Consider the following 12,959-nt stretch of genomic DNA (forward strand, 5'->3'; position numbering starts at 1 on the left):
CTCCCCTCAATTGCGCTGCATGATCGAGAGCGGGCTTGCGGGCACAGCACCCGCAGCCGTCGCCGTGTAGGCCCGGCCAAGCGCGATGGATGGCGTCGAGAGCCTCGCGAGTACCTGGCCGTCGACGCCGTCGATCGAATAGGCGAGCTCGACGGGTTTCACGTCCTTTCCGGCTTTGCCGTCGGTGATGACCGTATAGCCCCATCCTTTCAGCGCCGCCTCGAGTGCCGCCGCATAGTCCGATGAGTCCTTCTCCATCTTGATGGTTGTCGTGCCTGAAGGACCGATCTGCTCGGCAAGCCGGCTTGCCATGTCGCCCGCAATCGCGCTTGCGGCCGGACCTGTGACGGTGGTGGGAGTCGAATTGGTGATTAGCCCGTCCTCGGCTGTCTGGCAACCGGAAAGCATGGCGGTGGCGATGATGATGGCAATACGCTTGCGCATGATTCAGCCTCCCCGCCGGATTGTGATTTTCTGCTGGCGCCAGCCGACGCCGGAGACGAGGATCGCTTTTTCGACAGCATAGTCGACGATCATCATGTCGTTCTTCATCCGATAATTTACGATGCGGTTCTGGCCGCCGCTGACGACGAAAAGAACCGGCGCATCCTGGCTCGAGACCGATTTCGAGAACTGGATGTAGGTCTTGGCGCCATCCGAATAGACCCTCTTCGGCTTCCAGGGCGCGCTGCCGCTTATCAAATAGGAAAAGTTCAGCTTGTCGGGCGCGGCGCCAGGAATGCCTGCGGTCTCCAGTCGCGAGTTGATATCGGCCAGCTTGGTTGACACGTCCTCGGGATACTCGAAACCAATGCGGGCCATGTATTGGCTCGGATGCGATTTCAGCTGGATGTGATAGGTGCGCCGCGAAGTCGTGACGACCATGGAAGTGACGAGCCCCGGTTCCGATGGCTTGACGATCAGGTGGATGGCCTGCCCGCCCGTAGCGCCGGAGGTTGCCGGCTCCACCTTCCAGCGAACGGTATCGCCAACTAGAACATCGCGAACGATTTCGCCACCCTGGAGCTCGATATCGCAGACTTGCAGCGGTGAGCAGACGACCGACGGCTGCGTCTCGCCGAAGAGGAAGATGACCTTGCCGTCCGGGCCGGTCGTGACCAGGCCAGGTGTACCGCGCCACTTCCTCGAAATGTTGGTACCCTTCACCTCGTTGTTCGTCATGCTCTGCGCCGCAGCGCCGCTGACAAAGGCGAGTCCGGCCAGGCAGCCCGCGGCTGCGATCAATCCTATTCTTTTCATGTAGGTGAATTCCCTGCCCTTAAAGCTGTGCTGTCCAGTCGAAGTCCCGGACATAGAGACCGATGGGGTTGAGACGGATGGTTGCCTCGTCCTGCGGTGCGGTGAGCGTGACTGTCGCGATCCCGCGGAACCGGCGCGTGCCGATTTCCTTGCCCTTCCGGTCGCGTTCGTACTCTGTCCAGTCGATCTGATAGGTCTGGTTCGAGAGCGCCACGATGTTGTTGACCTCGATGGCAACCGTCGACGATTTCGCTTTCTCGAACGGCGAGTTGCTCCGGAACCAGTCGTTGATCTTCTGCGTCGACGGATCGGAGGTCCGAAGCAGCGCGTAGGTCCGGTCGATGTATTGCTTCTGCACCACCGCGTCCGGCGTGATCGAACGGAAGCTGGTGACGAAATTGCCGAGCGTGGCGCGCACAACTCGGACGTCGGCATATTCGATCTGTTCGGGGAAACCGGCGGTTACTGCGGTACCGAGTTTATCGACCTGGACAATATAGGGCACCAGCTTGACCTGGGTGCTGAGATACATCGCATATGCGAAGCCAATCACTGCCATAGTCAAACCAAGGATGCCGACGAGCCGCCACGCGGCGGCGGACTGCACATACGAACCATATCGCTCGTTCCATTCCTGACGCGCGGCAAGGTAGGGGTTTTCGGGGGCGCGGTTCGCTGCCATCGATCGATCACTTTCTGATTGCTGTTAGTCTTTGCGTTCGGGAGGTGATTTTGGTCCGCTGTTCCCACTGCGCGCCTGATCGAGCTTGGAATTGGCGAGACCCAGGATAGACCCGGCATAGGCGCCGGGAGAGCCGATGGCCTTCTCCTTGGCAGCTGAGCCGGCAGCTTTTCCCGCCGACCCGATCCCTGCACCGAAGCCACGAAGAGCGGCACCTGCGACGGATGAACCCGCCGCTCGCGCGGCCTGGGCAGCCGCAAAGCCTGCACCCGCTGCACCCGCTGCGAGAAAGCCGGCACCCGTGGCGAAAGATGCCGCTTGGCCGCCATGCCGGATCGCTTCCATGCCGCCTGAGACGGATGCGCCCTGGACGACCCCTTGCATGATGTTCGGGACGTAGATCGCGATGATGAAGACGACCACAGCAATGCCGGCGATCGCGAGTGCCGTTTGGAACTGGTCGCCAATGTCGGGCTGGTTTGCCAGTCCGATCAGAACTTCCGATCCGATCCGCGAGATCATGACGAGTGCCATGAGCTTCATTCCGACCGAGAAGGCATAGACCAAATATCGGACCGCAAAGTCCTTGGTGTAGGACGAACCGCCCAGGCCAAGCATGATCATACCGGCGAGCAGGCCAATATACATTTCCACCATGACCGAAACGAAGATTGCGGCGACGAGCGAGAAGGAAATAACCACCACGACCATGGCAAAAGCGGCCGAGATCGCCAGCGCGTTGTCCTCAAACAGACCGAACTGAATCTTCTCCGACATTTTCGTTGCAACAGCGAGCCCAGCATTAAAGACGTCGGCCGGCGAGGCCGTGCCGCCGCCAGCGCCAATCTGGAACAGGCTATCGACCACGGCCTTCGCGAAGGTCGGTCCCTGCGCCAGCACAAAAGCGAAGAAGCCGACGAACATGATCCGCCGTACGAGTTCGGCGAACCAACTGTCGAGCGATGCGGCCTGGATCGCGAGCCAGACTGCAGCAATGCCGATCTCGATCGTCGCCAGGATCCAGAACAGCGATTTCGCCGCATCCATTACCGTGGTCTCCCAACCCTTTGCGGCCGTGGTGATCTGGCTTTGCAGTGAGGTGAGCACCGAACCTTCCTGCGCGAGGACCGGCTGCGCCACCAGCACGCCCAAGGCAGTAAGCAGCATGGCGGATCGAAGTCGGTGAAGAGATATCGCTGTCATGCCGCTACCACTCGACTTTCATCTTTTCGCCGCCGGAGGTCGGGTACTTCTGCGACGAGCCGAAGAACGTTTCACGGCGCTGCTGCGCAGCCTGCTTCTCAGAAATGAGAAGCCAAATACCAGCACTGCCGGCCGCCATGAACGCTGCAGTCGCGAGGAGGATCAATTTCGTGCTCACCATTCCACCTTCATTTTCTCGCCGCCGGACGTGGACGGCGCTGTCGCGCCGAAGAACTTCTCGCGCCGCGCCTGGGCAAGGTCCTTGTCGGTTTGTTCGGTCTGAAGCCAGGTTCCCATCATCGTCATCTGCTGGGAGACGAGGCCGCGAAGCTTTTGCATTTGCGCGACCTGCTGCGCTGCAATCTCGTGACCCACCTGCAGGGCCTTCATTTGGCCGTCGGCGGTCTCAGACATCGACCGCAGAGAGGACATTGTGCCCTCTTCACTATCGAACTGGTCGGCGGTCAGACTCGCCGCTTTCAACGTGCTGGCGATCGTATCCCTGTTCGTATCGGACCACGTTTGGTAGCTCGAAGAAAAGCTTGTCGCGTCCGGCAGGTTGGTCTTGAGGCGCGAATAGCTTTGGAAGCGCTGCTGCAACACGTCGTCAGCATTGCCCATCGAAAACGAGATGCTTTGACCCTGATCGACGATCCTGCGCAGCTCATTGAGGTCGCTTTCGACCTGACCCCACATATGCGACGGGAGCGTCGCGGTGTTCTGCAGCAAGTTTTGATAGATGTTCAGCTGCGTTTCGATCTGTTGCGCCAACTGGCTGATCTGGGTGAGCTGGTTCTGGACTTGCTCGCCGGACTTCCCGACCAAAGCGACCAACTCACCGTTGTTCAGGACCTGCGTCCACTCCGTTGCGGCGCCAGTTGCGGTGCCCGCTGATGCTGGCGACATAGTGCCGGTCATCAATGCAACTGCCGCCAGACCAGCGAGCAATCTATTCGAAGTTGAGCAGGGCTTCGGCATCGTGAACTCCTCTCGTTTGAAGCCAGTGGATTGGCCAGTCGCGGCCATGTTCGGAATTGAGCGCGCGGATACGCTTCAAGTGTTCCTTGCCCGATGCGCCGACGAAGCTGAGCGCCACAGGGCCGAGCGACATGTCGAACAGCCGCCGGCCCTCTGGGGTAACGACGTAACATTCGCACTTGGGGATCGCGTTCGAAACGATCTCGATCTGCCGCTCGTTAAAGCCGATCCGCTCGTAGAATTCGCGCGTCCCTGGTTCCCGCGCGGCGCCGTTCGGAAGGCAGATCTTGGTCGGGCAGGATTCCTTCAGGACATCGATAATTCCGGAACGCTCGGCGTCCGAGATCGATTGAGTGGCGAGGACGACCGCGCAGTTCGCCTTGCGTAAAACCTTCAGCCATTCTCTGATCTTGTTGCGGAAGACTGGATGGCCGAGCATCAACCAGGCCTCGTCGAGGATGATCAGGCTGGGCGAGCCGACAAGGCGCTTCTCGATCCGGCGGAACAGATAGGTGAGTACGGGCACGAGATTGCGCTCGCCCATATTCATCAAATGTTCGACCTCGAACGTCTGAAACGCACCGAGGGTCAAACCGTCCTGTTCGGCGTCGAGCAGTTGACCCATTGGTCCGTCGACCGTGTAGTGGTGCAGCGCGTCCTTGATCTCGCGCATCTGCACTCCACTGACAAAGTCTGACAACGATCGACCGGATGCGCTCGCCATCAGCCCCACCTGGCGAGAGATAGCATTGCGATGATCAGGGGTAATTGTGACACCCTGCAGCGCCACGAGCATTTCGATCCATTCCGTCGCCCATGCGCGATCACTATCGCTCGCGAGGTCCGAGAGTGGGCAGAAGGCCAGAACCCTCCCTTTGTCTCCAGCGTCACCGCCGATCTCATAATGATCGCCACCCGCCGCGAGCGTCAGCGGCAAGAGCGAGCTTCCCTTGTCGAAGGCGAAGATCTGCGCCTCGCGATAGCGCCGGAACTGCGCCGCAATCAGTGCAAGCAGTGTGGACTTGCCCGAGCCGGTCGGCCCGAAGATCAGGGTGTGGCCAACATCGTCAACATGCAGGTTCAGCCGGAACGGCGTGGAGCCGCTTGCTACCTGCATCAGCGGAGGCGAACTCGGTGGATAAAATGGGCACGGGGCGACGGGGTTGCCCGACCAGACAGAGTTGAGCGGGATGAGATCGGCAAGATTGCTGGTGTTGATCAGGGGCTCCCGGATATTGCAATACCAATTGCCCGGCAGGCTACCGAGAAAAGCGTCGGTGGCGTTGAGCGTTTCGATCCGCGCGCCGAAACCCTCTGCCTGGATCAGCCGGCGGATCGCCTCTGCCTTTTCCTGCAGCGCCTCGCGATCGTGATCGAAGAGAACGATGACGGGCGTGTAATAGCCGTATGCCACCAGTTGCGAGGACGCCTGGGCGATGGCGTCTTCCGTCTCGGCCACCATGGTCATGGCATCCTGGTCGACCGAACGGCTCTGCGTCTGAAAGAGCTGGTCGAAGAATGGCCGCACCTTCTGCTGCCATTTCTTGCGGGTCCGCTCCAGTTTCTGCCTTGCTTCCTGCGCATCGAGGAAAATGAAGCGCGAAGACCAGCGATAGGTGAGGGGCATCAAGTCGAGGCTGTTGAGGATCCCCGGCCAGCTCTCAGCCGGCAGACCGTCTATCGCGACAACGCCGAGGAAGCGGCTTTCAACCTTTGGGGTCAGGCCATGCTCGAGCTCAGCCGTCGCGATCCAGTCGAGATACATCGGCGCATCGGGCAGTCGGATCGGATGGTTCTCACCAGTGATGCAGAAGCGAACGAATTGCAGCAGTTCGTCGTAGCGGGCGAGCCGCTCCCCTCCCCTTTCGACGACCTCGCGTGTTTCCATCCGGCGAATCGAAAGGGTGTTGGCGAGGTACTGCTCGATCTCGCGCACAGCGTTCTTGAAGACGAACAGTACCGTGTCGGCATAGCTCTTCTTACGGCTCTCCTCGTCCGAGTAGATGTATTTGCTGAGCGCCGTTTTCTTGGACTCGAGCGGCCGATATGTGAGGACGAGCGCGTGTTTGCTCTCGAAATGTCCCTGCTCGCGCCCGAAATGCGCGCGCCGCTCGGCGTCGATCGCGCGGGTAATCGGATCGGGGAAATGGCATCGATCATCCGACGGATAGTCGAATGTCGGGATGCGCACTGCCTCGACCTGGATCATCCAGCCGCTTCCGAGCCTCGACAGGATCGTATTGATCTGGCGAGAGAGTTCGTTGCGCTCCAGGTCAGTCGCGCTTTCGGAGTCCGGCCCGGCAAAATACCAGCCTGCCATTAGACTCCCGTCCTTCAATAGAAGGACGCCATTGTCGACCAGACCGGCATAAGGGACGAGATCCGCAAAGGATGGGCCGGTGGCCCGGAAGCGTTTGAGAGCGACCATGTCTTCCCTCAATACCGGCGCCATGGCGAGGAGGTCGCCTTGTAGTAATGCTTGTAGGAGATGTGGCGAATATAGACCTGCCGCATCAGCGGGTCCGCCTTTGCCATCATTCTCAAGAAACCAACGATGACGATCCAGATGGCAACGCCGAACAAGGCGGAGTATGCCGTCAGCACCACGAAAATCAGAATGACAGAAGCAAGCCCAGTGAGCAGCACAAGTTCCCTGTCCGCCCCCATCAACAGGTTCGGGCGTGACAGGGCACGATGAATGCGGTTGCGTTGCAGTCCCGATGAGGACTCAGCCATGAGCCCCCTCCCCTTCTCCGCTTGGATCGATGGAGGTGGCTCGCACGTCGGAGAGCCCGATAGAGGCGCCGGTGGCGCCGAATAGGCCGACGATGGTGGTGGCGCCGAGCAGAATGCCGGCGACGAGCACGACATAAACCAGTCGCCGCGCGAAATCGTTGAGTTCGCCCCCAAATATCAGCATGCCGCCGGCGATCGCTACTGCTGCAAGTGCGATGGCACCGGCAACCGGGCCGGTAATCGACTCCTGGATTTGTTGCAGCGGACCTTCCCATGGGAGGCCGCCGCCGGAGCTCGCGAGTGCCGGGGCGACTGACGCTAAGATGATGGGCGCTGCAAGGAGTGCTGCGGCGATAACAGCGTTCTTACGCGACATGGCGGGCCTCCTGTTCTTCCGTGAGCTCATCAGACTCGATTTCGTATTCACCGTGGGCGTAGCGCTCGACCTGTATGACGTCGCGAACCCGCCGACCCCTTGCCGTTCGCTCGATCGAGATGATGAGATCGACCGCTTCTCCGATCACATCCTGCATCGGCTGCTGACTGGCTTCAGCTGTCAGTTGCTCGAGACGGCGGAGCGCCGACATGGCGGTGTTCGAGTGAATCGTGGCAACGCCTCCTGGATGGCCAGTATTCCAGGCCTTGAGCAGTGTAAGCGCAGCGCCGTCACGGACCTCGCCGACGACGATCCGGTCGGGACGCAGGCGCATCGTGCTTTTCAACAGCCGCGCCATGTCGACTGTATCGCTTGTGTGGAGAAGGACGGCGTTCTCGGCTGTGCACTGGATCTCTGCTGTGTCCTCGAGGATGACGAGGCGGTCGTCAGGCGCCGACTTGACGATCTCGTTGATGACGGCGTTCGCGAGCGTCGTCTTGCCGGAGCCGGTCCCACCGGAGATGATGATGTTGAGCCGGGACGAAATTGCGCTGCGGATCGTCAACGCTTGCTGTTCGCTCATCACGCCGGAACGCACATAATCCTCAAGCGGAATCAAGCGCGAGGCGCGACGGCGAATGGTGAAAGCCGGCTTCGAGACGACGGGCGGCAAAAGACCCTCGAAGCGATGGCCTCCGATCGGCAACTCGCCTGAGACGATCGGCTGCTCGGTATCGACCTCGGATTGGAGCGCATGCGCCACCGTTCCAATCACCATTTCCGCCGCCGCGGACGACATTTCTCCGGCGGGTGCCACGCCATGGCCGAGCCGTTCGATGAACAGTTTGCCATCTGGATTGAGCATGATTTCGACCACGGTCGAATCATCGAGAGCGACGCAGAGCTGATCGCCGAGCGCCTCCTGAAGCTTGCGGACGAGTCGAGGATGAGAGCGAAGCTGGTTCACGGCTTTTTCCTTAGGCTGCCTGGCCCAGAGGGCCGGTGAATTGAGAGCGATAGCTGGACGGACGCAGCCTCTGGAACGCTTCCGCGTTCGCCTGAAGGATTCCCGCTACGGCTATGGTCACTCCGATACGGCTCGGCTCGCCAATGCGCCCAAGCGGCCAGCCGACACGGCTGAGAATGCGTTCGAACCGCAGGTCGGTCACGGTAACGATCTCGGTGATGGCGTTTGCGAGGCACCACTCGATTATGCCCGCAAACATGGTCAGCGTTACCTCATGCACCGAGCCCGATCCCCTGCCTTCCTCAAGGCTGGTATCAACGCAGAAGCGGGAGCTCTCCACCATCGCCGGGTGTGCGCTAAGCCCGTCCTTCGGTAGAAGCGACGGAAAGACGCTCGTCACCATCGTCGGGCCAACGGCCGGCAGGAGCCGTGCGCAACCACTCACATCGCCGGCGTTGGAAACCGCCAACACGTAGGTTGGATCAAGAGTGTCGAACCCATCCGATTCCTGACCGTCTACAACGTTGACCTCCCAACCCAGCCGCTCAGCGAAGACGCGAGCGCGTAGTTGGTGATGTTGCTGGATGAGCCGAGCTTCGTGAACATTCCGCGGTTTGGTGAGCGCGAAAACCTGCATGAATTTCTCCGTCGTCGTTTAATCGGCGGAGAAGTCAGCATGGAATGGAATTGAGCGGTAGTTGGAGGATCCTGCAATGGTGGGCGAGTGAGTCGCAGCGCGGTGCTCGCCGAGTTTGGGGAGATCAGGTCGTTTCACGCCCAACGTGGGTAGAGCGGTTTGCAGGATTCACAGATAAACAGATCGAGAACGCGAAAGCGCGAATGATCGGGTAACTCTCGGAAATGTTTCGGAAAACAGGCCTACGATCTCGATTTCATCTAGCTTAGGTTAACCAGCCGTTAACCATTAAGTCCTTGCCAACCAAAGGGTTTTGAGTATCGTCACGGTAAATCTGCCGTTCTGGCAAAAATTCCGTGATGAGAGATTCTAACGTGAGCTTCGCGACAAACTCGAACCGTAAGGCTTTGCCCAGCGTTGATGAAACCATTGGTGAGCAGGCCGATTTGCTGAGCTCGCACCTTCAGTCGATGAGCGAAGCGCTCTTTCCCCCAACCTCTCAAAAGGTTCTACGCAAGTTTACGTCCGGCGAAGCCGCGCGATTGATGGGTGTATCTGATTCCACGCTGAGAAAAATGACTTTGGCTGGCGAAGGCCCTCAGCCGGAAACTACGAGCAACGGTCGACGGCTCTATACTCTCTCCGACATCAATCAAATTCGGCATCTGTTGGCACAATCGACCCGCGGACGCGGAAGCATCGAGTTCGTCCCCCATCGCCGTCCAGGCGAGCATCTTCAAGTCCTCGCAGTCACCAATTTCAAGGGCGGGTCAGGCAAAACGACAACGTCTGCTCATCTTGCGCAACATCTGGCACTTCAGGGCTATCGGGTTCTTGCTGTGGATCTGGACCCGCAAGCGAGTTTATCCGCCCTGCTCGGCGTTCTCCCGGAACTGGATGTCGCGTCCAACCAGACTCTCTACGCTGCAATCCGATATGATCAGGAGCGCCGCGCTTTATCTGAGGTTATTCGCCCTACCTATTTCGACGGGCTCGACCTGGTGCCTGGTAATCTCGAGCTTATGGAGTTTGAGCACACGACTCCCAAGGCGCTGAGTGCTGGCGGTAGCGGTGAAACGCTTTTCTTCGCGCGGGTCGCAGAAGCACTCGACGGTGTTGCCGACAATTACGATATGGTCGTGATTGATTGTCCGCCCCAGCTGGGCTTCCTTACGCTGAGCGGGCTGTGCGCCGCGACAGCAATGATCGTGACTGTACACCCACAGATGCTCGACATCTCGTCGATGAGCCAGTTTCTGCTGATGACCCGAGACCTTCTCGGTGTCGTTCGGGAGGCAGGGGGCGACCTCAAATATGACTTCGTTCGATATCTTCTGACGAGGTTCGAGCCACAGGATGCGCCCCAAACAAAGGTCGCAGCCCTCCTTCGCAACCTGTTCGACGATCACGTCCTCACCAACCCCATGGTCAAGTCGGCGGCCGTATCGGATGCCGGGCTTACGAAGCAAACGCTTTACGAGATCGGGCGCGAAAATCTCACCCGATCAACCTATGACAGGGCGATGGAAGCGCTGGACGCCGTCAATGTCGAGATCGAGACCCTCATTAAGCAGGCCTGGGGCCGCGCGTGATGGACATTCTCACCGGCATATTCCCCTGCCGGCCTGCTTGTTGGGAGCTCCCAACAACGAGCGAAACTCCGGGTCGGATTAGAATAGGAGAGGAAATGTGAGCAGGAAGGATTCTATCGACTCTCTCTTCCTGAAGAAGCCGGTCGCTACCGCTTCATCAGCCTCCAAGTCAGCCGACCGCGTGCGCACCGGCGCAATCTCGGCGATGGGTTCGTCGCTCCATGAGATGGCTGAAAACGCCAAACAGGCGTCCAAACTACAGCAGCAGCTTGCCGAAGGTGAAGCGGTCATCTCGATCGAACCGGCGTCAATTGATACGTCCAAGATCATTGATCGGATTCCGATCGAAGTCGATCCTGCGTTCGACGCTCTTGTCGAGAGCATCGCAGAACATGGCCAGCAGGTTCCGATACTTGTGCGGCCAAACCCACAGGCGGCAGGGCGATTCCAAATCGCATATGGTCGCCGCCGCCTGAAAGCAGCAGAAAAGCTCGGCCGTCCCGTCCGTGCGATCGTCCGAAACTTGTCGGACAGCCAGCTCTATGTCGCCCAAGGCCGAGAAAATCTCGACCGGAAAGACCTGTCGTTCATCGAGAAGGCTTTCTTTGCGAAGAACCTGGAAGACGACGGATGCGACCGGCCAACGATCATCGCGGCTCTGGTCTCTGACAAAGCGGACGTGAGCCGCTACGTTGCCATCGCGCGCCAGGTCCCCCAGGAGCTGGTTAAATTAATCGGTCCCGCACCGAAAGCCGGACGCGCTCGCTGGATGACCCTCGTCGAACATCTCGCTTCCCCCGCCAAGCTTGAGACCGCACGTGAGCTGCTCGCTGGCTTAGCGGAGCAGAGGCTGGAAAGCGACGGGCGTTTTGACGCGTTGTTGCGCGCGCTTAGCGAGCCAAGCAGGAAAGAGCGTGCCAAGAGCTCGGACCTCTGGAAAACACCCCTCGGGAAGCGCGGAGCACGCGTCGAGGCGCGTGAAGGCAAGACGACTATCACCTTCGAGGAGAAGGTCGTCCCTGCTTTTGGGCAGTTCGTCTCGACGAAGCTGGATCAGCTTTACAGGGAATTCCAAGAACTTAACAGTAATGGAGAAGAGCGATGAGCTAAGCGTGTGTTCGGTGAACAGGCCAAACTCACACGGCAAAGAAAAAGGCCCCCGAAACAGATCCCGGAAGCCCTTCTCAATTAGTTCGCACCTAGAGAATCGCATTTCCCGGAATCCACGTCAAGAGTCTTTGGCATCGTTTTGGTGAACGTTTTTCTGTTGCCTTTCGAAAGGTAATGAAAAATGCAGACTGATCGCATAGCGACGCCCTTCGGGCGGCGGCCGATGACGCTTGCCTTGGTGAAGGCTCAATTCGAGTCCGCGACCATCAAAAAGCACAAGTCAGCCGACAAGTGGAAGATCTACCGAGACGTATGCGATGCGCGGACCCTACTTGGGCTGCGCGATCGTGCGTTGGCTGTACTCAACGCACTGCTGTCTTTTTACCCCGGAAGCGACCTGACTGTAGGCGCCAATCTCATCGTGTTTCCGTCAAACGCGCAGTTGTCGGCTCGCGCTAATGGAATCGCCGGCACGACACTTCGGGAGAACCTGGCGCTTCTCGTGGAGGCCGGTCTGATCTATCGAAATGATAGTCCGAACGGCAAGCGCTACGCGCGAAAGGGGCGGGACGGTACTATCGAAACCGCTTTTGGCTTCAATTTGGCTCCGCTGCTTGCTCGATCAGAAGAGCTCGCGGTCATGGCCCAGCGGGTGGCTGATGAAAACCAGCGCCTTAAGGTGATGAAGGAAAAGATCACGATCGAGCGCCGGGATATCCGGAAGCTCATTTCCGCTGCAGTAGAGGAGGGCGTTTCGGGTGATTGGCAGGGGATTGAGGACCAGTTTGTTGCCATTGTCGCCCGGCTTCGAAACACCAGGGCGGCTAGGGAACTGGCAGATCTCCTCGACGAATTGACGTTGTTGCGGGAAGGCGTGGTCAACATGTTGGAAGTGCAGGTTCTTTCAGCAAAATCCGATGCCAATGATAGCGAAATCCGTCAGCACATACAGAATTCAAATACCGAATCCATCAATGAACTTGAACCTAGCTCTAGAAATGAGCTCGGGGCAAAACCGAGCCAAGCGCCGAGGCGTCACGGGGAGCCGATGAAATCATTTCCACTTGGTATGGTGGTTCGGGCGTGCCCGCAGATATCGGATTACGCGCCCGGCGGACAAATCGATCAATGGCGCGATATGATGGCCGCTGCTGTGGTGGTTCGTTCCATGCTGGGCGTTTCTCCTTCTGCCTATCAGGAGGCCTGCGAAATCATGGGCCCCGAAAATGCTGCCGCGGTGATTGCCTGCATTCTTGAGAGGGAAGGTCACATCAATTCAGCGGGCGGATATCTCCGCGATCTCACCGCTCGCGCGCAACGGGGTGAGTTTAGCCTCGGCCCGATGTTGATGGCACTCATGCGAGGCGCCGCGTCAACCCAGGCCAAATCGGCGTAGCAATATGCGATAGGAAGCGAGC

Annotated in this window: 14 protein-coding genes; 3 read left to right on the top strand and 11 right to left on the bottom strand. The window is 59.1% G+C overall.

Going from position 1 to position 12,959, the window contains the following annotated elements; all coding sequences use genetic code 11:
* Positions 1 to 6 precede the first annotated feature (6 nt).
* The 11 genes from trbH to traI are packed head-to-tail and all read right to left on the bottom strand — an operon-like array spanning position 7 to position 8,839.
* On the bottom strand, positions 7 to 444 hold the full coding sequence (gene trbH / locus ACTJKE_RS23110) for a conjugal transfer protein TrbH (protein WP_427143226.1): 438 nt from the start codon (positions 442 to 444) through the stop codon (positions 7 to 9).
* A gap of 3 nt (positions 445 to 447) precedes the next feature.
* Positions 448 to 1,260, bottom strand: a complete 813-nt coding sequence (gene trbG / locus ACTJKE_RS23115) for a P-type conjugative transfer protein TrbG (protein WP_427143227.1) — start codon at positions 1,258 to 1,260, stop codon at positions 448 to 450.
* A gap of 19 nt (positions 1,261 to 1,279) precedes the next feature.
* Entirely contained in the window at positions 1,280 to 1,942 is a 663-nt protein-coding gene (locus tag ACTJKE_RS23120) for a conjugal transfer protein TrbF (RefSeq protein ID WP_427143228.1), read from the bottom strand.
* Between the two features lie 24 nt (positions 1,943 to 1,966).
* Positions 1,967 to 3,145, bottom strand: coding sequence for a P-type conjugative transfer protein TrbL (gene trbL, locus ACTJKE_RS23125; protein ID WP_427143229.1), 1,179 nt, complete (start codon positions 3,143 to 3,145; stop codon positions 1,967 to 1,969).
* Between the two features lie 4 nt (positions 3,146 to 3,149).
* Entirely contained in the window at positions 3,150 to 3,326 is a 177-nt protein-coding gene (trbK, locus tag ACTJKE_RS23130; protein ID WP_427143230.1) for an entry exclusion protein TrbK, read from the bottom strand.
* On the bottom strand, positions 3,320 to 4,123 hold the full coding sequence (trbJ, locus tag ACTJKE_RS23135; RefSeq protein ID WP_427143231.1) for a P-type conjugative transfer protein TrbJ: 804 nt from the start codon (positions 4,121 to 4,123) through the stop codon (positions 3,320 to 3,322). The genes trbK and trbJ overlap by 7 nt, the downstream gene beginning before the upstream one ends.
* Positions 4,095 to 6,551, bottom strand: a complete 2,457-nt coding sequence (locus ACTJKE_RS23140; RefSeq protein ID WP_427143232.1) for a conjugal transfer protein TrbE — start codon at positions 6,549 to 6,551, stop codon at positions 4,095 to 4,097. The genes trbJ and ACTJKE_RS23140 overlap by 29 nt, the downstream gene beginning before the upstream one ends.
* An 8-nt stretch (positions 6,552 to 6,559) precedes the next feature.
* Positions 6,560 to 6,859 carry a conjugal transfer protein TrbD gene (locus ACTJKE_RS23145; RefSeq protein WP_427143233.1) on the bottom strand — a complete coding sequence of 100 codons (300 nt, stop codon included), beginning with the start codon at positions 6,857 to 6,859 and terminating at the stop codon, positions 6,560 to 6,562.
* Positions 6,852 to 7,235, bottom strand: coding sequence for a TrbC/VirB2 family protein (locus ACTJKE_RS23150; protein WP_427143234.1), 384 nt, complete (start codon positions 7,233 to 7,235; stop codon positions 6,852 to 6,854). The genes ACTJKE_RS23145 and ACTJKE_RS23150 overlap by 8 nt, the downstream gene beginning before the upstream one ends.
* Positions 7,225 to 8,202 (bottom strand): P-type conjugative transfer ATPase TrbB, encoded by a 978-nt coding sequence (gene trbB / locus ACTJKE_RS23155; RefSeq protein WP_113334007.1) that lies wholly within the window; start codon positions 8,200 to 8,202, stop codon positions 7,225 to 7,227. The genes ACTJKE_RS23150 and trbB overlap by 11 nt, the downstream gene beginning before the upstream one ends.
* Positions 8,203 to 8,212: 10 nt before the next feature.
* Positions 8,213 to 8,839 carry an acyl-homoserine-lactone synthase TraI gene (gene traI, locus ACTJKE_RS23160; RefSeq protein WP_427143235.1) on the bottom strand — a complete coding sequence of 209 codons (627 nt, stop codon included), beginning with the start codon at positions 8,837 to 8,839 and terminating at the stop codon, positions 8,213 to 8,215.
* 359 nt (positions 8,840 to 9,198) lie between these two features.
* Here traI and repA point away from each other — a divergent pair, with 359 nt between their 5' ends.
* The 3 genes from repA to repC all read left to right on the top strand — a co-directional run bounded on the left by repA (position 9,199) and on the right by repC (position 12,937).
* Complete coding sequence (gene repA / locus ACTJKE_RS23165) at positions 9,199 to 10,431, top strand: plasmid partitioning protein RepA (protein ID WP_427143236.1); 1,233 nt, start codon at positions 9,199 to 9,201, stop codon at positions 10,429 to 10,431.
* A gap of 97 nt (positions 10,432 to 10,528) precedes the next feature.
* Positions 10,529 to 11,536 carry a plasmid partitioning protein RepB gene (gene repB / locus ACTJKE_RS23170; RefSeq protein WP_427143237.1) on the top strand — a complete coding sequence of 336 codons (1,008 nt, stop codon included), beginning with the start codon at positions 10,529 to 10,531 and terminating at the stop codon, positions 11,534 to 11,536.
* A gap of 186 nt (positions 11,537 to 11,722) precedes the next feature.
* Entirely contained in the window at positions 11,723 to 12,937 is a 1,215-nt protein-coding gene (gene repC / locus ACTJKE_RS23175; protein ID WP_427143238.1) for a plasmid replication protein RepC, read from the top strand.
* Positions 12,938 to 12,959: the final 22 nt, after the last annotated feature.

This window comes from Ensifer sp. 22521 (assembly GCF_052044795.1).
Lineage (GTDB): Bacteria > Pseudomonadota > Alphaproteobacteria > Rhizobiales > Rhizobiaceae > Ensifer.

Coding starts and splice junctions, on each gene's coding strand:
- trbH (WP_427143226.1), bottom strand. CDS start 444: ATGCGCAAGCGTATTGCCATCATCATCGCCACCGCCATGCTTTCCGGT.
- trbG (WP_427143227.1), bottom strand. CDS start 1,260: ATGAAAAGAATAGGATTGATCGCAGCCGCGGGCTGCCTGGCCGGACTC.
- ACTJKE_RS23120 (WP_427143228.1), bottom strand. CDS start 1,942: ATGGCAGCGAACCGCGCCCCCGAAAACCCCTACCTTGCCGCGCGTCAG.
- trbL (WP_427143229.1), bottom strand. CDS start 3,145: ATGACAGCGATATCTCTTCACCGACTTCGATCCGCCATGCTGCTTACT.
- trbK (WP_427143230.1), bottom strand. CDS start 3,326: ATGGTGAGCACGAAATTGATCCTCCTCGCGACTGCAGCGTTCATGGCG.
- trbJ (WP_427143231.1), bottom strand. CDS start 4,123: ATGCCGAAGCCCTGCTCAACTTCGAATAGATTGCTCGCTGGTCTGGCG.
- ACTJKE_RS23140 (WP_427143232.1), bottom strand. CDS start 6,551: ATGGTCGCTCTCAAACGCTTCCGGGCCACCGGCCCATCCTTTGCGGAT.
- ACTJKE_RS23145 (WP_427143233.1), bottom strand. CDS start 6,859: ATGGCTGAGTCCTCATCGGGACTGCAACGCAACCGCATTCATCGTGCC.
- ACTJKE_RS23150 (WP_427143234.1), bottom strand. CDS start 7,235: ATGTCGCGTAAGAACGCTGTTATCGCCGCAGCACTCCTTGCAGCGCCC.
- traI (WP_427143235.1), bottom strand. CDS start 8,839: ATGCAGGTTTTCGCGCTCACCAAACCGCGGAATGTTCACGAAGCTCGG.
- repA (WP_427143236.1), top strand. CDS start 9,199: ATGAGAGATTCTAACGTGAGCTTCGCGACAAACTCGAACCGTAAGGCT.
- repC (WP_427143238.1), top strand. CDS start 11,723: ATGCAGACTGATCGCATAGCGACGCCCTTCGGGCGGCGGCCGATGACG.